At 62.2% G+C, this 19,801-nt stretch carries 18 protein-coding genes; 11 read left to right on the top strand and 7 right to left on the bottom strand.

Features of this window, described 5'->3' with window-relative positions:
- Positions 1 to 10: 10 nt before the first annotated feature.
- Positions 11 to 547: a TRAP transporter small permease gene (locus ACXAEH_RS21550; RefSeq protein ID WP_475035993.1), complete on the bottom strand. Its 537-nt coding sequence runs from the start codon at positions 545 to 547 to the stop codon at positions 11 to 13.
- Between the two features lie 72 nt (positions 548 to 619).
- The gene (locus tag ACXAEH_RS21555) at positions 620 to 1,633 is read right to left on the bottom strand and encodes a TRAP transporter substrate-binding protein (RefSeq protein WP_475035995.1); all 1,014 of its coding nucleotides are present in this window, start codon (positions 1,631 to 1,633) and stop codon (positions 620 to 622) included.
- A 169-nt stretch (positions 1,634 to 1,802) separates the two neighbouring features.
- Between ACXAEH_RS21555 and ACXAEH_RS21560 the strand changes: the two genes are divergently transcribed.
- Positions 1,803 to 2,738: a LysR family transcriptional regulator gene (locus ACXAEH_RS21560; RefSeq protein WP_475035997.1), complete on the top strand. Its 936-nt coding sequence runs from the start codon at positions 1,803 to 1,805 to the stop codon at positions 2,736 to 2,738.
- 7 nt (positions 2,739 to 2,745) lie between these two features.
- Here ACXAEH_RS21560 and ACXAEH_RS21565 read toward each other — a convergent pair whose 3' ends face one another.
- A complete protein-coding gene (locus ACXAEH_RS21565; RefSeq protein WP_475035999.1) occupies positions 2,746 to 3,684 on the bottom strand; it encodes a LysR family transcriptional regulator in 939 nt (312 codons plus the stop codon).
- A gap of 107 nt (positions 3,685 to 3,791) precedes the next feature.
- Here ACXAEH_RS21565 and ACXAEH_RS21570 point away from each other — a divergent pair, with 107 nt between their 5' ends.
- Genes ACXAEH_RS21570 through ACXAEH_RS21585 form a run of 4 tightly spaced genes read left to right on the top strand, consistent with a single transcriptional unit; the run spans position 3,792 to position 8,935 of the window.
- Positions 3,792 to 5,018, top strand: coding sequence for a M24 family metallopeptidase (locus tag ACXAEH_RS21570; RefSeq protein WP_475036002.1), 1,227 nt, complete (start codon positions 3,792 to 3,794; stop codon positions 5,016 to 5,018).
- 27 nt (positions 5,019 to 5,045) lie between these two features.
- Positions 5,046 to 6,665, top strand: coding sequence for an ABC transporter substrate-binding protein (locus ACXAEH_RS21575; protein ID WP_475036004.1), 1,620 nt, complete (start codon positions 5,046 to 5,048; stop codon positions 6,663 to 6,665).
- Positions 6,666 to 6,721: 56 nt separating this feature from the next.
- Positions 6,722 to 7,903 (top strand): mandelate racemase/muconate lactonizing enzyme family protein, encoded by a 1,182-nt coding sequence (locus tag ACXAEH_RS21580; RefSeq protein ID WP_475036006.1) that lies wholly within the window; start codon positions 6,722 to 6,724, stop codon positions 7,901 to 7,903.
- A gap of 24 nt (positions 7,904 to 7,927) precedes the next feature.
- Positions 7,928 to 8,935: an Ldh family oxidoreductase gene (locus ACXAEH_RS21585; protein ID WP_475036008.1), complete on the top strand. Its 1,008-nt coding sequence runs from the start codon at positions 7,928 to 7,930 to the stop codon at positions 8,933 to 8,935.
- A gap of 5 nt (positions 8,936 to 8,940) precedes the next feature.
- Here ACXAEH_RS21585 and ACXAEH_RS21590 read toward each other — a convergent pair whose 3' ends face one another.
- Together ACXAEH_RS21590 and ACXAEH_RS21595 are read right to left on the bottom strand one after the other, a co-directional pair.
- Positions 8,941 to 9,867: an endonuclease/exonuclease/phosphatase family protein gene (locus ACXAEH_RS21590; protein ID WP_475036010.1), complete on the bottom strand. Its 927-nt coding sequence runs from the start codon at positions 9,865 to 9,867 to the stop codon at positions 8,941 to 8,943.
- A 66-nt stretch (positions 9,868 to 9,933) separates the two neighbouring features.
- A complete protein-coding gene (locus ACXAEH_RS21595) occupies positions 9,934 to 11,517 on the bottom strand; it encodes an ABC transporter substrate-binding protein (RefSeq protein ID WP_475036011.1) in 1,584 nt (527 codons plus the stop codon).
- Positions 11,518 to 11,756: 239 nt separating this feature from the next.
- Here ACXAEH_RS21595 and pdxR point away from each other — a divergent pair, with 239 nt between their 5' ends.
- The gene (gene pdxR, locus ACXAEH_RS21600; RefSeq protein WP_475036145.1) at positions 11,757 to 13,160 is read left to right on the top strand and encodes a MocR-like pyridoxine biosynthesis transcription factor PdxR; all 1,404 of its coding nucleotides are present in this window, start codon (positions 11,757 to 11,759) and stop codon (positions 13,158 to 13,160) included.
- Positions 13,161 to 13,163: 3 nt separating this feature from the next.
- Here the strand turns inward: pdxR and ACXAEH_RS21605 are convergent, their stop codons facing one another.
- Positions 13,164 to 13,613 carry an Lrp/AsnC family transcriptional regulator gene (locus ACXAEH_RS21605; protein WP_475036013.1) on the bottom strand — a complete coding sequence of 150 codons (450 nt, stop codon included), beginning with the start codon at positions 13,611 to 13,613 and terminating at the stop codon, positions 13,164 to 13,166.
- A gap of 68 nt (positions 13,614 to 13,681) precedes the next feature.
- A complete protein-coding gene (locus ACXAEH_RS21610; protein ID WP_475036015.1) occupies positions 13,682 to 14,512 on the bottom strand; it encodes a LysR family transcriptional regulator in 831 nt (276 codons plus the stop codon).
- Between the two features lie 103 nt (positions 14,513 to 14,615).
- Here ACXAEH_RS21610 and ACXAEH_RS21615 point away from each other — a divergent pair, with 103 nt between their 5' ends.
- From ACXAEH_RS21615 to ACXAEH_RS21635, 5 genes are all read left to right on the top strand, one after another.
- A complete protein-coding gene (locus tag ACXAEH_RS21615; protein WP_475036017.1) occupies positions 14,616 to 15,659 on the top strand; it encodes an LLM class flavin-dependent oxidoreductase in 1,044 nt (347 codons plus the stop codon).
- 32 nt (positions 15,660 to 15,691) lie between these two features.
- Positions 15,692 to 16,171: a flavin reductase family protein gene (locus ACXAEH_RS21620; protein WP_475036019.1), complete on the top strand. Its 480-nt coding sequence runs from the start codon at positions 15,692 to 15,694 to the stop codon at positions 16,169 to 16,171.
- Positions 16,162 to 16,356, top strand: a complete 195-nt coding sequence (locus ACXAEH_RS21625) for a 2-hydroxymuconate tautomerase (RefSeq protein ID WP_039130722.1) — start codon at positions 16,162 to 16,164, stop codon at positions 16,354 to 16,356. Before ACXAEH_RS21620 ends, ACXAEH_RS21625 begins: the two co-directional genes overlap by 10 nt.
- Positions 16,357 to 16,367: 11 nt before the next feature.
- Positions 16,368 to 17,144 (top strand): alpha/beta fold hydrolase, encoded by a 777-nt coding sequence (locus ACXAEH_RS21630; protein ID WP_475036021.1) that lies wholly within the window; start codon positions 16,368 to 16,370, stop codon positions 17,142 to 17,144.
- Between the two features lie 349 nt (positions 17,145 to 17,493).
- Positions 17,494 to 19,746: a methyl-accepting chemotaxis protein gene (locus ACXAEH_RS21635; RefSeq protein ID WP_475036022.1), complete on the top strand. Its 2,253-nt coding sequence runs from the start codon at positions 17,494 to 17,496 to the stop codon at positions 19,744 to 19,746.
- Positions 19,747 to 19,801: the final 55 nt, after the last annotated feature.

The raw sequence follows: 19,801 nt of genomic DNA on the forward strand, positions 1-19,801 counted from the left end.
CCTCCCTCAATCACGCGCGATTGTCCGCGCCAGTGGCGGCCTTGATTTCGTCAAGGTCGATCTGGTCGGGATCGTGGATTTCTTCGCCACGGATAAGCTTGCGGTAGTTCACCTGCAGGATGCGGATCGTCATCAAGGTGAAGGCGATTGGCAGCACCATGTAGATGTATTTCATCTCGATGCCCAAGGTCTGTGATTTCCAGAACTTGTTCATCTTGTTGAAGACGAAATCGGTGGCCAGCCACAGGAAGTAGCAGTTGAAGAACAGCCAGAAGAGGTCGGCAAAAGCCTCAATGTACTTAATCCAGCCTGAGGGCAGGAACTTGAACTGAAAAGTGACCCGGTTATGCGCGCCTTTCAGCGCAGCATAGCTGGCCCCGAAATAGACAAACCAGACGAACATATAGACCGAGAGCTCCTCGATCCACGAGAATGAATGCCCAAAGACTTCGCGTGAGACGATCTGCACGAACAGCAGAATGACAAAACCGGACAGCAATAGGCGGCAGATATAGCTTTCTATATTGTCCAGGACTTTCCAGAACATGATGAACTCCTCCCCTGTGCAAAGCAGCGCACGAGGCGCTGCTTTGTTATTTTTTATAGGTTTGCCAGAGGCTTACTGAACCGGATCGCGGCCGATGGCGGTCAGCACCGCGTTCATCTTCTCAACGCCGCCGATCGAGTTGTAAAACTTCGGCCACACGGCTTCGGTTGCCAGCTTGATGAACTCGGCTTCGTCGTTTTCCGGATCCACGATGGCCATGCCCTTGGCGGTCAGCTCTTCCTTGATCGCAGCTTCGGAGTCGCGCAGGAACTGGGCCGACTTCAAGGTGGCTTCCTTGCCCGCTTCCAGGATGATTTGCTGATCTTCTTCCGACAGGCCCTGGAACACGGCCTCGGAAACGATCAGCGGTTCGATCGAGAAGATGTAGCGCAGGTTGGTAACATGGTTCTGCACTTCATAGAACTTCATCGCATTGATGGTCATGTAGGGGTTGTCCTGACCGTCAACCACCTTGGTCTGCAGACCGGTGAAGGTCTCGGACCAGGCCATCGGGGTCGGGTTGATGCCCCAGGACTTGTAGGTCTCGATCATGATCTCGTTCTTTGGAACGCGGATGACCAGGTCCTGCAGGTCGGCAACCGTAGTGACCGGCTTCTTGGAGTTGGTCAGGCGGCGGAAGCCAGTGTAGGTCCAAGCAATGATCCGCACGCCTGCATCCCGCAGGGTGTTCTCGGTCAGCTCCTGGCCGATCGGGCCTTGCGTCAGGGTTTCCGCGTCCTCCAGCGACAGGATCACATACGGCAGGGTGAACACGCCCACAGTCGGGGAGAACGGAGTCACGTTGTTGATCGCCAGCAGCGACATATCCAGGGTGCCGATTGCAGCTTCGTTCACGGTGTCCTGCTCGGAGCCCAGCTGGCCGTTCAGGAACAGGGTGGCCGTGTGCTCGCCGCCGGATTTTGCTTCCAATGCCTCAACAAAGAACTTGCCGGTCGCTTCCTGCGGGCTGCCGGCGCTGTCGCCCACGGCAATCTTGAAGTTCTTTGCGGAAACGGCACCGGTGGTCAGCATCGCCGCGGCAGAAACGGCAGCGGTCAGCGTGCAGACCTTTTTGAGAAATGACATAACTTCCTCCCGTATTGTCATCTTGAAGCCAAGGCGCGCGCCGGCATGCCCTCCATAAGCATAAATGCCGGTCCGATCCGTCCTTGGTGGGCCGGAAGCTACATTGCGTTTCATGTTTCTAGAATGTAAACTTTTGAAAGCAAAGTTTCACAAATCGCGAACCTGGAAGATGAACCGCCATTCCCGTGTAAAACACATTGCCGACGCTGACCTGAAATTGCTCCGAGTCTTCAAGTCGGTGGCCGAAAGCGGCGGGCTGGCGGCGGCGGAGACCGAGCTGAACATCGGCAAATCGACGATCTCGAAATATATTGCCGACCTTGAGTTAAGGCTGGATCTGAAACTTTGCAACCGCGGCCCGGCCGGTTTTTCCCTGACAGACGACGGCGAAAAGGTGCTGCGCTCCGCCGAAGGGCTGCTGGCCTCGGTCACCGATTTCCGGGCGCAGGTGAACGAGATCAAGCAGCAGCTGGCCGGCACCATCCGGATCGCTTTGTTCGATCAATGCGCCTCCAACCCCGAAGCCTTTGTCCCCGGCACCATCCGTGAATTCAACAAGGCGGCCCCGGCAGTGGAAATCGAACTTTCGCTGGAGCCGCCAAACGTGATCGAGACCAAGGTGATCGGCGGCGAGCTGGACATCGGCATCCTGGCACTGCACCGGCCCTCTCCCAGCCTCGACTACATGCCGCTCTACGGCGAGAACATGTTTCTCTACTGCGGCAAGGGGCATCCGTTCTTTGACTGCGACCAGACCAGCCTGGGGCTTACGGATGTGCAAGCAATGAACTACGCCGGCATCCGGGTGAACTCACCGAACCTGCATGTCGGCCAGAAACTGGGCTTTCGCCGCGCTGCCAAAGTGCAGAACGAACAGGCGCTGGCAATCCTGATCATGTCCGGCAGCTATCTGGGGTTTCTACCGGATCACCTGGGTGACGCATTTGTCGGTCATAGGCTGATGAAGAAAGTATTGCCCGAGGAGATTTTCTACCGTAGCCAGTTTGCCGCCGTCACCCGCAAACGGCCAGCCGTGAACCGGATCACCAAGCTTTTCCTCGACACATTGGTTGCGGCCCACACTGAACATGAGGCTGGGGAGTAACCCGTTCCTAGGTGCAGCTTCCGCTTGGGTGATAAGCCCTCAAGGTTTCCACAGTGCGGACCTGCAGCCATTGCTTGAACGCCTCTGCGGCAGCGGCGGTTTTACCTGCGCCGCCCGCTGAGCGCACCCAATAGCTCTGCCCGGAGGCGCAGGCGGAGCCTGCCACGGCAGCTAGTGCCCCCGCGCGAAGCGCCCTGCCGGCATTGACCAGGCTCGCAAGGGCCAGGCTGTCGCTGGCCTGCACCGCGTCAATGGCCGCATGTTCGGCGGTGACTTGCAGCCCCGCGGAAAACAACACCGGTGTGTTCAGCATTTTCCGGCCCCAGACCTGCCAGGAAAACTCACCCCGGCGGCTGCCCTGTTCATGGCTGATCTGCACCAGCGGGAAAGCAGACAGGGTTTCCGGCAGAATGCCTTGCGACAGCACAGGGTGGCCGGGAGCACAAACCACAGCGCAGATGTCTTCGAACAGCCGCTCCCAGCCGCTGCCATCCGGGCGGTCTGCGGAATGCACGATCACGAGACCGGTGCTCGGGCGGGCCTGCCGCACCGGAGTATGGCTGGGTTCAATGGTGATCTTCAGGTCCGCAAACCTGGCCTGGAATTCCGGCAAGTTCGGGATCAGCCAGGAGACCGCAAAGGAATAGGAGGCGACAATTTCCAGCACCGGTGCGGCGGCGCATTCCTCGATCATGCGGCTGGCATTGCGGATCCGTTCAAAGGCATCGCCCAGCTGATCCAGCACCGCGCGCCCCTGCGGCGTCGGGTGAAACTGCCCGTCCTCGCGGTAGCACAGCTTGGCGTCGGCCTTTGCTTCCAGGTCCTTCAGCCGGTGGCTGATGGCAGCGGGGGTCACAAAAAGCTCCTGCGCAGCGCCGGTCAGGGAGCCGTGGCGGATCACTGCCTCAAAGGCGCGCAGGCCGGTCAGGGACGGGGCATTCAGCACGGGGCACCCATTTTACGTTTTGTAAAAACCCTGCGCTGGATTCGTCATTTTGTAAACCGGGCCTTAACGGGCACTCTCTGTGGCATGGGAAACCCGGGACCGCAGGTATGACTGAAACCGACACGCCCCTTTCTGTTGAACTGACGGAAAACAGATACGCGCTGTACCAGGCGCGGCTGGCGCACACCCGCGAGGGGATGCGAAGGCACGGCATTCCGGTGATGGCGATCATCGATCCCAATCAGATCTTCTATTCCACAGGTGCAATGAACATGCAGCTATGGTCGTCGCGCACGCCGGCCCGCTATTTGCTAGTGTTCCTGGACGGTCCGGTAATCCTTTATGATTTTGCCGGGTCGCAGCATTTGGCCGAAGACCTGCCGACAATCAGCGACATCCGCATGGCCGAAGGGCTGGATTACGTCAGCTCCGGCGGTGATATGCAGGGGGCCTGCGCGCGGTTTGCCGCGGAGATTTTCCAAGCGGTACAGGATCACGACCCATCCATCGATTGCATCGCCATCGACCGCTTTCCGTTCCAGGCAGTGGACGCCCTGCGCCGCCAAGGTCTGCACGTCAGTGATGCAGGCCAGGCGCTGGCCCTGACGCGGATGATAAAGCTGCCGATTGAACTGCCTTACATCCGTGAAGCAATGCGGCGGGTCGAACTTGGCGTCGACCGGCTGGAGACCCGCGCCGAACCCGGCAAGAGTGAAACCGAAACCTGGGCCGAGTTCCACTATGCGCTGATGGCCAAGCACGGCCACTATGTCTCGACCCGGCTGTTCCAGAGCGGCCCGAACACCTTCCCCTATTTCCAGGAAGCGGGCAGCCGTCTGCTGCAGAAAGGAGACCTGTTGTGCCTCGACACGGACGCCTTGGCCTTTGAGAACTACGCCGTTGATTTCTCGCGCACGTTTCTGTGCGGAGACCAGAAGGCGGCACCGGATCAGCAACTGCTCTATGCCCGCGCGCGGGAACAGCTGGAGTGGAATGCGGATCTCTTGAAATCAGGTGCCGAATACCGGGAGCTGGCTGAGAAAGCCTGGAAAGTCCCATCCGAGCATCAGGCCAGCCGCTATTACTGCATCGGCCATGGGCTGGGGATGGCGGGGGAATTCCCCAACATCCCGCATATGGACGGCACCGGCGCCGCTTATCCGCTGCAGGGCGCCTTGGAACCCGGTATGATTATCTGCCTCGAAAGCTACATCGGCTGGGACCGGTCCAGCGAAGGCGTGAAGCTGGAGGACCAGTTCCTGATACTCGAAAACGGGGTCGAGCGGATGTCGAATTATCACTTCGATCACCGGCTGAGCGGCCGGATGATCTGATCGTGGCGTCAAAACAGGGAGGGAAGAATGGAAAATCAAACGGAAACAAGGATCCGTCAATGGGCCGAAGAGGCCAGAACCGGACGCCTGGACCGGCGCGAGTTCATGACCTTGGCCAGTATCTTTGGCATGAGCTCGGCGGCAGCCTCTGGCATGCTGGGACTGGCGGCACCCGCTGCAGCGGCGGCAGAAGAGCCCAAACGCGGCGGGGTCCTGCGCATCGGCCAACAGGTCCTCGATATCAACGACCCGCGCACCTATGACTGGCCGCAAAAGGCCAACGTCGCCCGCCAGTTCTGCGAACCGCTGGTGCGGTGGGAGCCGGATGGCAGCTTCTCGCCCTCGCTGCTGGAAGCCTGGGAGGTGAGCAGCGACGCCAGAACCTATACGCTGAAAGTGCGGCGCGACGCTATTTGGACCAACGGCGACCCCTTCACCGCCGATGACGTTGTCTTCAACATCCGCCGCATGGCCGACAGCACCGCCGAAGGCAATTCCATGGCGGCCCGTCTGGCTGCCTTGCGGGCAGAGGGAGAGGACCAGGCCGCCGAGAGTGCGGTGGAAAAGGTGGATGACCACACCGTCCGGCTGAACCTCTTCACCCCGGATATCTCGCTGATCCCGTCCTTCGGCGACTATCCGGCCCTATGCGTGCATCCCTCCTTTACCGGCCAGCTTCAGGACGCGCCGATCGGCACCGGCGGCTTTGAACTTGTCTCCTTCGAAGTCGGCGGCAAGGCGGTGCTGAAACGGCGCGGAGATGGAAAATGGTGGGGCGGCGACGTCTACCTCGACGGTATCGAGTTCCTGGACCTCGGCAACAACGATGCAACCTTTGCCGCGTCTTTCGATGCTGGCGACATCGACATGAACGACGAAACCTCCAGCAACGCCGAAGAACTGTTCAATGCCATGGGCCTGGAACGGGCGGCGGCGCTGACCGCAACCACCGCTGTGGCCAGGATGAACGTGAACGCGCCGCCCTTCACCAGCCAGCAACTGCGCAACGCCGTGCAGCTGGCAGTCGACAATGCCCTGTGCGTCGAGCTGGCAATCTCCGGTCTGGGCAGCGAGGCCGACAACCACCACGTGGCGCCGGTGCACCCGGAATACGCCGACGTGCCGCGCCCGCCCGCCGACCCGGCCAAGGCAAAGGCGCTGCTGGACGCCTCAGGCGAAAGCGGGGAGATTGAGCTGATCTCCACCGACGAGGGCGAGCTGAAGGATTTTGCCGACAGTGTCGCGGCGCAGCTGCGCGATGCGGGATTCGACGTGGCGCGCAAGACGCTGCCGGGCGCAACCTTCTGGAACGATTGGACGAAATACCCGTTCTCGACCACTTCCTGGGGCGGCCTGCCGCTGGGGGTGCAGGTCTATGCGCTGGCCTATAAATCCGGCGAGGCCTGGAATGAAAGCGGCCATTCCAATCCGGAATTCGATGCCAAGCTGACGCAAGCCTTGGGGATCTTCGACCCCGGCCAGCGCCGCCCGCTGATGGCCGAGCTGGAAAAAATGCTGCAGGACAGCGGCGTGATCGTGCAGGCCTATTGGCGCTATCTGGCGATGCATCACACCGCACAGGTAAAGGGCTACAAACGCCATCCGCTGCGGGAAATGCATCTGGAGCGCGTCTGGCTGGACAGCTGAACACCGCCGCTGCCCCGTTACCGGGGCGGCAGCCTTCGGGCAGCAAGGAAACTCACATGAAAATCAAATCACTCAAGGCGACACCGATCCTGGTGCCGCTGGAGGCGCCTTATGTTTGGTCCTACGGCGTGCTGGATGGCTTCACCAAATGCGTGGTGGAGGTGGAAACCACCGATGGGGTGCTGGGCATCGGCGAGGCCCCTTCGCACGCCGCGGCACCCATTATCAACGCCTGGGCAGAGCATGGCACCGGCTGCGATCCCATCGATATTGCGACGCTGGAACGGATGCTGCTGCCCTCGCAGCCGTTCTGCCATTCAGTGACCGACACCACCACCCGCGGTGCCTGGGGCGGTGTGGAAATCGCGCTTTGGGACCTGCGCGGCAAACTCTGGGGGCAACCGGTGGCCAATCTGCTGGGCGGTATCCAGCGGCGGCGGATCCCGTTCACCGACTATTTCTCTTACCGCCTGCCTCACGGCAAGGTACGGGGAGAAGCCAGCATTGCCGAAGTTGTGAACTATTGCCTGGACCTTCGCGAGCGCTTTGGCACCACCTGGTTCGAGGGTAAGATTTCGGACCCTGACTTGCCGCAGAATATCAAGCTCCTGCAAGCACTCCGCGATGCGCTGGGGCCGCAGGCAATGCTTAGGGCCGACAGCAACCAGGCCTTCAGCCTGCCCTCGGCGCTGTATCTGGCGCCTGCTTTCCAGGAGATCGGGCTGCGCAACTGGGAAGACCCGACACCGGAATGGCGGCAGATGCGCAAGCTGCGCGCACATACCTCCATCCCGTTCTCCGGCCACAACCTCGATATAGGCAAGGCCGTGGCCTACGGCGTGCCGGATGCACTGGTCTCGGACGTGGCCGGGCTGGGCGGGTTTTCGGCAATGATGCGCTTTGTCTCCGCCTGCGAGGGCGCGGGGATCGATTTCTGGTGCTACTCCGGTGACAGCGGCCTGGGCACTGCGGTCTATTTGCACGCCTGCGCCGCGCATCCCCATATCCGCGAGCCGAACCAGTCGCTGCTGCGCCAGCAGCCGTATGATGTGATCGCCGAAGGCCCGTTCAGCCCAAGGGACAACCATCTGCCACTGCCCGAAGGGCCGGGGCTTGGCGTCACGCTGGACCGCGACCGGCTGGCCTATTGCGCCAATCTGCTGCGCGAGCGGGGATTGCCGAACAAGTACCGCGACCCCGAGGCCCCCGGCACCATGCGGCGGATGCCGCTGGTTTGACAGCAAGCCCGCAAGGAGCACAAAATGACAATCACTCTATCCCTAGAGCAAGTTGAGAGTTTTGCCCGCGCCGCGCTGTGCACCGCCGGAGCCAGCACCGCACAGGCTGTCCCGGTCGCCAGGTCAATCCGGGCCGCCGAGGCTGAAGGCACCCGCGGTATCGGGCTTGGGTATTTGCCTTCCTACTGCAACCACCTGCGGGTGGGGAAAATCCAAGGCGATGCAGCGCCCGTTATCAGCCAGCCTTTGCCCGGGACCCTGGCCGCAGATGCGGCAGACGGGTTTGCCCACCCGGCCTATGAGGCGGCCGAGGACCTTCTGGCGGAGGCGGCGCGGAAGCAAGGCATCGCGGTGCTTGGGATTTCCAACGCTTACGCTTGCGGGGGGCTGGGATACTTCACGGACCGGCTGGCGCGGCGGGGGCTGGTCAGCCTGATGACGGCCAATGCCTCTTCGACCATGGCGCCCTGGGGCGGCAAGACGCCCTTCTTCGGCACCAACCCCTGGGCCTTCGGCGCGCCGCGGCCGGGCGATCCGCTGGTTATCGACAGCTCCTCCTCCGCCACCGCCTTTGTCAACCTGTCCAATGCCGCCGCCGGCGGCGAGGACATCCCGCCGCATTGGGCGCTGGATGCCGGAGGCCGGCCGACAACCGATCCAGAGGCGGCCATGGCAGGTTCCATCGCCCCAGCCGGCGGCCACAAAGGCGCCGCGCTGGCACTGATGGTCGAGGTTTTGGCCGCCGGCCTGAGCGGTGCCCAGTGGTCCTATCAAGCTTCCTCGCTGGGCAATGACACCGGCGGCCCGCCGCGGCTTGGGCAGACCATCATTGCCATCCGGCCGGACGGGCTGGGGCGCAACGGGTTTCCCGCCGCCTTGGAGGAAATGCTGACCGCGATGACACGGGATGAGGGCACGCGGGTGCCAGGCGGCCGGCGCCACCAGAACCGGGAGCAGGCTGAAGTCGCCGGGATTCTATTGAGTGCCCAGGAAGCCAGAGCTTTGAGAGAATTGGCTGATCTGCCCGTCTGAACCGTTCAGCCGCCGCCAAGCTCGACCCAATAAGGCAGGTGGTCGGATCCCTTAGCCTCCCGGTCCACCCAGGCGCGCGCAACAGAATCCGCCAGCCCGGCGCTCAGCAAGCAGTAGTCCAGCCGCAAGGGCTTGGCCGGGGCCCGGTCTGGCGGATCGGGCAGCCAGGTGTGGCCATCGCCGCCCGCGCAATTCCGGGCGTGGGTCCAGCTGTCGGCAAAGCTGTCCCAATGCAGATTATGGCCGGTGGCCAGATCCGGCTCTCCGGTCAACGCGATGTATTCAGGGCTGCCCGGCACCATGTTGAAATCACCCATCAGGATTGTGTGGCGGGGCAGGGCGGGCTGCTCCTCTCCCTGGGCCCAATCCATCGCAAGGAAATTGGCCAGTTCGCCGGGGTCGTGTTCAGGCGCCTTGCCGGTCCAGGCGCCGCCGCGGGCGTAGGCTCCCTGATGCAAGGAAACCAGGTGTTGGACCTGCAGCAGCTTTTCCCGCTGCGAGGCAGAGGACAAATGCAGGGAATAGACCCGCAAGGGGCCATCCGGCGCGTCCAGTACGCATTCCAGCGCACCGGTTTCCATGCCAAGGCTGCGTGCGGTGGCGATCTTGGGGAGCGGGTGGCGGCGCACCTCTAGGATCCGGCGTTTCGACAGCAGCATCGGGCCGAACTGGCGGCGGCGGTTCACGACCCGGCCATCCGCACCGGTGCTGCTGGCATCCATGTCGAAGGCCGGGAAAAACGCCCAGTGATACTCCGGCAGCAGTTCTGCCAGCAGCGCAGGCTGGTCCGCCATGCCGCTGCGGCGCCAGTGGCGTTCCACCTCCTGCAGCGCAATGACATCGGCGCCGCACACCGCGTCAGCAATCCGGCCGTAATCATAGACCCCGTCCGGGCCAAGCGCGTAGCGGATGTTGTAGGTGACCAGCTTCATGGGCGCGCCTTCACAAAAAACGGCGGACAGCCGGGGGCCGCCCGCCGCAGTCTTCGGGAAAAACCGTTACAGCAGCCAGGTTTTCACCAGCGCACCGTCATACATCATGCCGCCGCCGGAATCATTCTCCCAGCCGCCGACCTGTTCGCTGACCCCATCGATAAAGTCGTTGAACATCGGAATAATTGCGCCGCCCTCATTGCCGACCATGACGCTCATTTCACGGTAGAACGCGGTGCGCTTGACGGTGTCCAGCTCGCCCTTGGCCTGCAGCAGCAGCGCGTCGAAATCATCGCGCTTGAACCGGGTGTCGTTCCAGTCGGCATCCGATTTATAGGCGGTCGAGAACATCTGGTCCTGCACCGGGCGGCCGCCCCAGTAGGAGGCGCAGAAGGGCTCCTTGTTCCAGACCTCGGACCAGTAGCCATCGCTGGGGACCCGCTCGATCTGCAGCGGGATGCCCGCCTTGGATGCACTCTGCTGGAACAGCTGCGCTGCATCCACCGCACCCGGGAAGGCCGTGTCGGAGACTTTCATCACAATCGGGCCGTCATGGCCGGATTTCTGGTAATAGTGGCGGGCCTGGTCCGGATCGTAGACCCGCTGTTCGATGTCCTCTGAGAACAGCGGATAGGCCGCGTTGATCGGGGAGTCGTTGCCGACGCTGCCAAAACCGCGCAGCACCTTGTCGACCATCTCCTGCCGGTCGACGGCCAGCTTCAGCGCCATCCGCAGGTCATTGCTGGCAAAGGGCGCGGTGTCGCAATGCATCAGGAAACAGTAATGGCCGCGCCCGGCAATGCTCTCGATCCGCAGCCCGGGCGCACGCCCCAGCAGCTTGGCGATCTTCGGCGCCACCCGGTTGATGAAATGCGCCTGGCCGCTTTGCAGCGCGGCGGTGCGGGCGGTGTCATCGTTCAGCACCAGGATTTCGATCTCATCTGCGTGGCCGCGGCCTTCGTCCCAGTAGTTCGCGAACTTCTTGAAGCCGTGACGCGCGCCAGGCTCATTGACTTCAAGCGTGTAGGGGCCGCAGCCGATGCCGGACGCCGGGGCATCCATGCCGCCATCCGGCTGCACCACCAGGTGGTAGTCGGCCATCAAATAGGGCAGGTCGGCGTTCGGCGAGTCCAGCGTCACGCTGAAATAATCGCCATCCGCATTCATCGACTCGATGCCGCGCATGATGCCGAGTGCGCCGGACTGGCTGTCCTCGTTGGAGTGGCGCTGCATGGTTTTCAGCACGTCCTCCGGGGTCATGGTCTTGCCGTTGTGGAACTCCACGCCTTTGCGGATCTTGAAGGTCCAGGTCTTGGCATCAGCGCTGGCCTCAACCGATTCCGCCAGACGCGGCACGATCTGACCGTGGGTGTCGACTTCCACCAGCAGATCGCCATAGGCGGTCAGCACGTTGTTGGGAACCGAACTGGCCGCCAGCGCCGGGTCCAGACTGTCGGTGCTGGCACCGCCCTGCAGGCCTGCGCGCAGCAGGCCGCCCTTCTTCGGGCCTTCTGCCCGCACCGCCGACGCCAGCAGGCTGTTGGCGGAAGCCGCAGCAACCCCCAGTGCACCAAGGCGGCCGATGAATTCGCGGCGGTTCATGAAACCCTTCGCCGCCTGTTGGACATAGTGGTTGATGACGTCAGACATGTTCTTCCCCTGCCGGCTGCACGAGACCCGTCTGGCAGGCAAGGGCAGCCTTCTTTGCTGTTCATGTGCCCAAGTGCGGGCTGACAGAGATGTGTTGACAGAAAATGGTTTTGCCCTCAACGGCCAATTCGATTAAATGTTGCAAACCATTTTGGAGCTGACCCCTGCCGGAGCAAACCAAGCATACCGCGCCGCTGCCCTTCCTGCAGCTGGACCGCAAAAGCGGCACGCCGCTGTATCTGCAGCTGATCCAGCAGCTGCGCCGGATGATCCGGAACGGCGGTATCAAGCCAGGCCAGAAGCTGCCGTCGACCCGCTGGATGAAAGAACATCACGGCATCGCCCGCAGCACCCTGGTGGCTGCTTTCGAGCAGCTGGCCAGCGAGGGATACTTGCAAAGCCGGACGGGCGCCGGCACCTTTGTCAACCCGGAGTTCCCCGGGCTGCATCCCGTCACCAGCAACATCGCCCGGAACTGCCGCCCTCCGAAATTATCACAGCGCGGCAAGGCTGCCGCGGACGGGTTGGACCCCTCCTATTTCGACCCGCAGCGTGTGCGCCCCTTCATTGCCAATATCCCAGCCATCGACCTGTTCCCGCACAAGATCTGGGGCCGGATCGAAAACCGCATCCGCAACCGGCTGGACAGTGCCATGATGGCCTATGGCCAGCCGGGCGGCTATCCGCCCTTGCGCGCCGCCATTGCCGACCACGTGCTGAACCGGCGCGGACTGAAATGCAGCCCGGAGCAGGTGATCGTTACCAATGGCTCGCAGCAATCGCTGAACCTGATTGCCGCGCTGCTGGTTGATCCGGGAGAGAAAGTGCTGATGGAGGACCCCTCAAGCCCGGTGGTGCGGTTGAGCTTTCAGGCCCAGGGCGGCTCCGTTGTGCCGGTCCCGGTGGCAGAGACTGGCGCATCGGTTCCAACGCAAGGCCGGCAGCATCCGGACGCGCGGCTCGCTTATCTCACCCCCTCCTGCCAGTATCCGCTGGGAGCGGTAATGCCGATTGCGCAGCGGCTGGAGTGGATGAACTGGGCCGCCCGCAATGATGCCTGGCTGATCGAGGATGACCTGGACAATGAGTTCGTGTTCGGAGGCCGCCCGGATCCAGCAATCTACTGCGACGACCACCAGGCCCGCACCATCTATGTTTCCAGTTTCAACAATGCTCTGTTTCCCTCGCTGCGGCTGGGTTTCATCATCGCGCCGCCGCCGCTGGCCAAGCCGCTGATGGCGCTCAGCGCAATCACCGACCGCGGCCCCAACACCTGGCTGCAGGCGGTGCTGGCCGAGTTCATCGAACAGGGCCACCTCAGCACCCATATCCGCCGCATGCACAGCGCCTATGCCCGCCGCCGCAAGGCGATGCTCAGCAGTTTTGCCCGCATATCCAGCCCGTTTGTGGACCTGCGCCAGACCACCAGCGGGCTGCGGGTCATCGCCGATCTTCCCACGGAACTCCGTGACATGGATATTCTGGACACCTTGGATGCCCGCGGCCTGTCAGCCTACGCGCTGTCCTACTACTGCATGCAGCGGCAGGACCTGAACGGCCTGCTTTTGGGCTACGGCTGCACCCACGAGGATGACATCCCCGCGGCCGTGGAGGCGCTCTGCGCCTGTTTGCCCGGCGCCTGACCCTCAGAAGATATCCAGCGACACTTTCACCCGGTCCATCACCACCGAGGAGGTGAAACGGCTGACGTTGGATTCATCAAAGAAGTATTCCTGCGTGAAAGCCTCGTATTCCTTGATGTCCTTGACGATGACCACCAGGATAAAATCCGCCTCGCCGGTGGTGTAGTAGCATTGCTGCACCTCCCGCGCCTGGCGCATTTTGCGTTTGAAAGCGTCCAGATGCATGCGGCTTTCACGCTCCAGCACCACCTGCACGATCACTGTCATTTCCCGCCCCAGCTTGGACGGCGACAACAGTGCAATCTCCTTTTCGATCACACCTGTATCGCGCAGTTTCTTCAACCGTTTCTGAACCGCAGGCGGTGACAGGCCGACCTCATGGCTGATCGCCTCAGCCGTCAGCTGAGCGTTGGACTGGATCAGCCTCAGAATATCGTGGTCTTTTTCATCCATAGTTATTTTTCATCCGTTCCGGACAGTTTGACAATGTATTTCGTACTTTGCTCAAGGGTTTCAGCGCCTCATGCTTCGGGGTCCCGCTCTGCCAGCCAGGCGAAAATGTCCTGCCGGCCATTGCGCCATGAAAGAAAAACACGCTGGCTGAAACCGGCAGATCCCTCAACTTCGAACAAACGCCCCTCTGCGATCAAACCAGCAGCCATGCGGCGGGGCAGGTATGCTGATCCGCCATGCGCCAGCAGGTGCCGAAGGGCCCAGTCCGGACTGCTGAAGGCAACAGAGGCGGTTTCCCCTGTCGGCCAGGTCTCGGCATGCTGGGCCCGTACCGCGGGGCCGTAATCCACATAGACATAATCAGGGGCCCATTTCACAGCCTTGCGGAGACGGGTTGAAACCTGGATCAGATCATCCGCTGCCAGCTCGCGGCTTTCAAAGCCGGCCCCTGTCAGAGGTTCCGTCAGCAGAGCCGCATCACTCATCCCGCTTTGCAGCCAAGATTGCGCATCTCCGGCAGTTCCGGACCAGATTTCAACCGCGATCTCCGGATGGCTGCTGCGGACCTGCGCGATCCACGCCTCGCCCAGCCCGGTCCACAAGCCCGGATCGCAGACAAAGCTGAACAGCCGTGTAACACCGCTCGGCAAGCTAATACGGGCACGGGCGTTTTCCCAGCTGCGCGTGATCACCTCGGCCTGCTCCAGAAAGGCGAACCCCTCCTTGGTCAGGGCCGCCCCCTTGCGGGAGCGGATCAAGAGCTTGGCGCCCAGGGCCTGTTCGAGCGTGTCGAGCCGGGCCGTGACAGCGGATTGAGTGACATTGAGCTCCTCTGCGGCGCGATTGAGGTTCCGGGTGCGGACGACGCAAAGAAAGGTCTGGATGGCGGCGATGTTCATGCATCAATTAATGCAAAAAATCTGCACTAACCGATAGATTAAATCCGTTTTCCTGCTTTATCTTTTTCTGCCAACCTGCCTGCACATGACAGGGAGGTGAGCCATGGAATTCTGTATTCAGCTGTCCGCGGATTATCCGGACAAATCCTACGGCGGCGACCGGGTCTATGCTGACATGCTCGATCAGGCGGTGCTGGCCGACCGGCTGGGATTTGGCGCCGTTTCGGTGACCGAGCATCACCTGATCAACTGCCTGATGATGCCGGCACCGCTGCAATTTGCGGTCAAGATCGCCGCCATGACCCGGCGCGTCAAAATTATGACCTCGATCGTGGTCCTGCCGCTGCACGATATGCGCACCTATGCGGGCGAAGTAGTGGCCACCGACATCTTTACCGAAGGCCGTTTGATGCTGGGCGTAGGCCGCGGCGCTTTCAAATATGAGATGGAGCGCCTGGGCGTGCCGATGGAGGAGACCCAGGCCCGGTTCAATGAATCGCTGGCCGTGCTGCAGGCGCTTTTGTCCGAGGAAGAAGTGAGCTGGGACGGCGATTTTTACAAATTCGACCCGATCACCATCATGCCGCGGCCGGTGCGCCCCGGCGGGCCGCAGATGATGATGGCGGTTTTGAACCCCGAAGGCATCTATCATTGCACCAGGCGCGGGTTCCACATCCAGACCACGCCGCTGGCGGGAAATCATCAGCTGCTGCTGGACCAGGTTGACGGCTTCAGCCGCGCCAAGGCGGAAATGGGTGCAGCGGGGCAGGGGCTGACCCTGTCGCTGTCGCGGGTGGGCTTCGTGACACAAAGCCAGGCGGACCGGCAGAAAAAGATCGAAGCCGCGCACCGTTACTACAGCCGGTTTGACAATGTGTTCACCGGCCCGGGTATCGTAGACAACGGCATGATCCGCGAGCTGCCGCGCCAGCAGAGCGCAGAAGAACTGGCGGAAAGCCTGCTGATCGGCACCCCGCAGGAGATGCTGGACAAGCTGTCGCCCTACGCCGAATTGGGCATCGACCGGGTGATCCTGAACCCCAATTTCGGCTGCGGCGCACAGGAGACACTGGACGCGATCCAATGCTTCGCGGAAGAGGTCATGCCCCACTTCACCTCCCGCCCGGCGGCCGAGGCCGCGGAATGACCGCAGCAGACCGCGGTGCCTTCCTTGCGGCCATGCGGCAGGTGGCCAGCTCTGTTACCGTGGTGACAACAGACGGTCCTGCTGGCGCCGCGGGGGCAACCGTCAGCGCCTTTTCCTCGCTGTCGGCAGATCCGCCTTCGGTGCTGGTCTGCCTGCTCAGCGGCAGCCGGATCTCCCGGGCGGTGACGGCCAACCAAACCTTTTGCGTCAACGTCCTGCCAGAGGGGGCCAGCGACATGGCCCAAACCTTTGCCGGCCGTCTTGATCACCTGCACGATGACCGGTTCCAGGGGGTTGCACTGACCGCTTCCCCCTCAGGGCCGGTTCTTGCCGGCGCAACGGCCTTCGTCTGCACGGTGGAAAACACTCTGGTTCACGCCACCCACACAATTGTCGTCGGCAATGCCACGGCCATTCAAAACGCGGGCCTGCGCCCGCTCGCTTACCTGGACGGCGCCTTCCATACCGTCCGCCCTCAACCACTTTCATCAGGAGAGCAGCAATGCCGATAATCCGCGTCGAAATGTTCACAGGCCGCAGCGAAGATCAGAAGCGGGCCATTGTCCGCGATCTGACTGATGCCTTTGTAAAAGCCGCAGGCGGCAATCCCGAAAGCGTGCATGTGGTGATCACCGATGTGGACAAGAGCAACTGGGGCTCCGGCGGCCAGCTGTGCTCGGACAAGTTCCCGGATTAAAGGAGACCGCCATGACAGATGTGATCGACTGCGCATACAGCGTTCAGGGCAAAGGCCCGCCGCTGTTCCTGATCCACGGGATCGGCGCTGCGCGCAACACCTGGGCCAAGGCACTGCCGCTTCTGACCCGCCAGTTCACCGTTGTCACCTATGACCTGCGCGGCCATGGCGCCTCTCCCCTGCCGCGGGGGCCGTTCGGGCTGGAAGAACTGGTGGCCGATCTGGAACGGGTCCGTCAGCAGACCGGTTTTGAGAGCGCGCATTTCGCTGGCCATTCGCTGGGCGGCATGATCGGCCCGGCCTATGCGCTGAAGCACCCGGAGCGCGTACGCACGCTGGGGCTCTTGTCCACTGCCGCTTTCCGCACCGAAGACGACAGCGCCAAGGTCTGGGGCGTGGTGCAGGCGATGGAGGAGAAAGGCATCCCGCAGGTGCTGGAAACACTGACCGCGCGCTGGTTTACTGACGGCTTCATTGAGGCAAACCCGGATGTGGTCCGCAACCGGCTGCAGCAGGTGGTGGACACTGACCCGGACGTCTTCCTGAACGTCTTCCGCATCTATGCGGGCACCGAAATGGCCCCTTGGCTGCATCAAGTAGGCGCGCCATCACTCGTCTTGACCGGAGAGAACGACGGCGGCTGCAATCCGCAGCTGAACCGGCAGATCGCTCAGGCGCTGCCGCACTCGGAACTGGTGATCCTGCCGGATCTGAAGCACTCGCTGCTGCTCGAGGCCGGTGAAAGGGTGGCAGATCACCTTGTGCGTTTCATTACTGCCACCGGGTAATTTTATTACCGCGGCGCCTGGATAACAGGCAGGGCCGACCACACTGGGGCCGCGCATAATCTGCGGAAACACAAAATGTGAAACCGCCCGCGCCGGACGGTTTGCGACACCTGAATAGAGAGGCAGAGCGAAAGATACATAGGTTTCTTATATTACAGGCGGGTTTTTCCGAGAACTCCAGCAGCCGGTACCGAAACCTCCAATTTGCGGCAACAGGAAATCGGATTTTCCAGAAAACTTCATTTGCGATACTCTTGCGATACACGTTTTCTCAGGACTTTCCTGATTAACACTCCTCAATGCCCCGGACTTTTACCGGGGGCACGCCGATTGCAGGAGACCTTCGCCAATGCCCCGGATCACAAATCTGCCGCTGAAATTGAAACTGCCGCTGATCATGGTGGCGCTGACCGGAAGCTTTCTGGTCAGCGTATCGCTGCTGATCTACTCGATGGCAGAGCGCAGCATCCGGGAAAATGCCTTTGCCGCTCAGGAAATCGAAGCCAAATCCGGCGCCCAGGCCCTGGCCTTCCGGCTGCAGGCGGCCCGCTCGGATGTCTCCAGCCTGGCCGGCCAGCCCGCGGTGTTCCGGGCTATCAGCAATTTCGAACGGGTGATCGGCATGGTCGAGGAAGACGATCCGGTGTCTTACCTGAAGCAGACCTATGCCGCCGCAAACCCGCATCCCGCAAACCAGCGCGAAGAGCTGACCGATGCCGGCGACGGCTCCTATTACAACCAGTCGCATGTGACCTACCATCCGACATTCCTGCAAAGCCTGCGTCTGAACGGCTACCAGGACCTGTACCTGATCAGCGCCAAGGGGCAGGTCGTCTATTCGGTAAAGAAACAGGCTGACTTTCTGAGCAACATCCAAACCGGCGCAAACAACGGGCTGGCCCAGGTGTTCGCGGCCGCCCTGCAGGCGGACGCAGGCACGGTGGTGACCGCGGATTTCGCCGCATACGGCCACAGCGCCGAAGGGGTTGCGGCCTTCATGGCCGCGCCGGTGTTCACAAAACGCGGGGACATCGCCGGGGTGATCGCCGTTCAACTGGGCAGCGCCGCCATTGTCGAAGCCCTGACCAGCAACCTGTCTGGCGGCGCGCACCAGAACATCTTTGTCGTCAGCCGCGACGGCCTTGCCCGCAGCCCTGCGTCGGTTGACGGGCTGTTCCCGGTGCTGCAGCCGATGCCGGACACTCCGCAGATCCGCGCAGCCGCAAGGCGCGAGCCAGGCCAGTTTGCAACACAAACCTCCTCACTCGGCGAGGCCGCAATTGCGCTGGTCATGCCGCTGGATCTGCCCGGGTTCGACTGGTCGCTGGTGCTGGAGACCGACGAACACACGGCCTTTGCCACAGTGAAGAAGATCCGTCTTGCCGCCTCTGGACTGATCGCGGCAGCACTGCTGATTGCGGTTGCGGTTTCCTGGATTGCCGCCCGCAGTGTCACCCGCCCGGTCCACGCGCTGCGGCAGGCCACCAATGCGCTGGCGGACAGCGACTATGACACGGACATTCCCGGCCACAGCCGCGGTGACGAACTGGGCGACCTCGCCCGCAGCCTGGACGGCTTCCGCGGCAAGCTGAAGGCCGCAGATGCCGCCGCCGCCCGGGAAGTGGAGCTGGCACGCCACACGGCGGCCGTGGTCGACAGCATGAGCGCTGCACTGTCTGAACTTCAGCGCGGCAACCTGGCTTGTGACATTCAGGCCCCCTTTGACGGCCAGTACGAAGCCCTGCGGCAGAACTTCAACCGCAGCCTCGACAGGCTGCGCAGCTCGATGAGCGAGGTTGTCGGCACCGCCGGCAATGTGGGGCGTTTCTCCGAGGAACAGGGCAGCGCCGCCACCGAAATGGCTCACCGCACCGAAGGTCAAGCGGCAACATTGGAAGAAACCGCAAGCGCAATCCGCGAGTTGACCGGCGGCATCCGGGCCACCGCCGACCGGGCCGGCCGGATGGATGAGGCCATGCGCGGCACCCGCAGCGAAGCCGAGCAGAGCACCCAGGTGGTGACATCAGCGGTGCAGGCGATGGACCAGATCCAGGAAGCCTCAGCAGAGATTTCAAAGATCATCAACCTGATCGACGACATCGCCTTCCAGACCAACCTTCTGGCCCTCAATGCCGGCGTCGAGGCGGCCCGGGCAGGGCAGGCGGGCGCTGGCTTTGCCGTGGTGGCCTCCGAGGTGCGGGCGCTGGCACAGCGGGCCTCCAACGCTGCCGGGCAGATCAAGGCACTGACCAGCGCCAGCGAAGAACATGTTGCCAACGGGGTCTCGATGGTGGGCCGTGCCGGCGATGCGCTGACCAGCATCATTGCGCAGGTCTCGGAGGTCTCCGGCCTGGTGAGCGAAATTGCCGATGGGGTGCGCTCGCAGTCCCGCGGCTTGGAAAAAATAGACAGCGCCATGCATCAGCTCGACAGCATGACCCAGCAGAATGCTGCTATGGCGGAACAGGCGGCGGCCGCCAGCCAGCTGCTCCAGAATGAATCACACAGCCTGTCAGGGATTGTCGGCCGGTTTGACCTTGGCCGGCCCCGTGCCAATGCAGCAGCCACAGGCCGTTTGATAGAAGAGCGTCTGCGCGCCTGACAGACCAGCCGCACACGGCAGAGACTGCAGCGCGGTTCTGGAGGACCTGCCGTCG

This window comes from Leisingera sp. ABM4_060 (genome assembly GCF_056158765.1).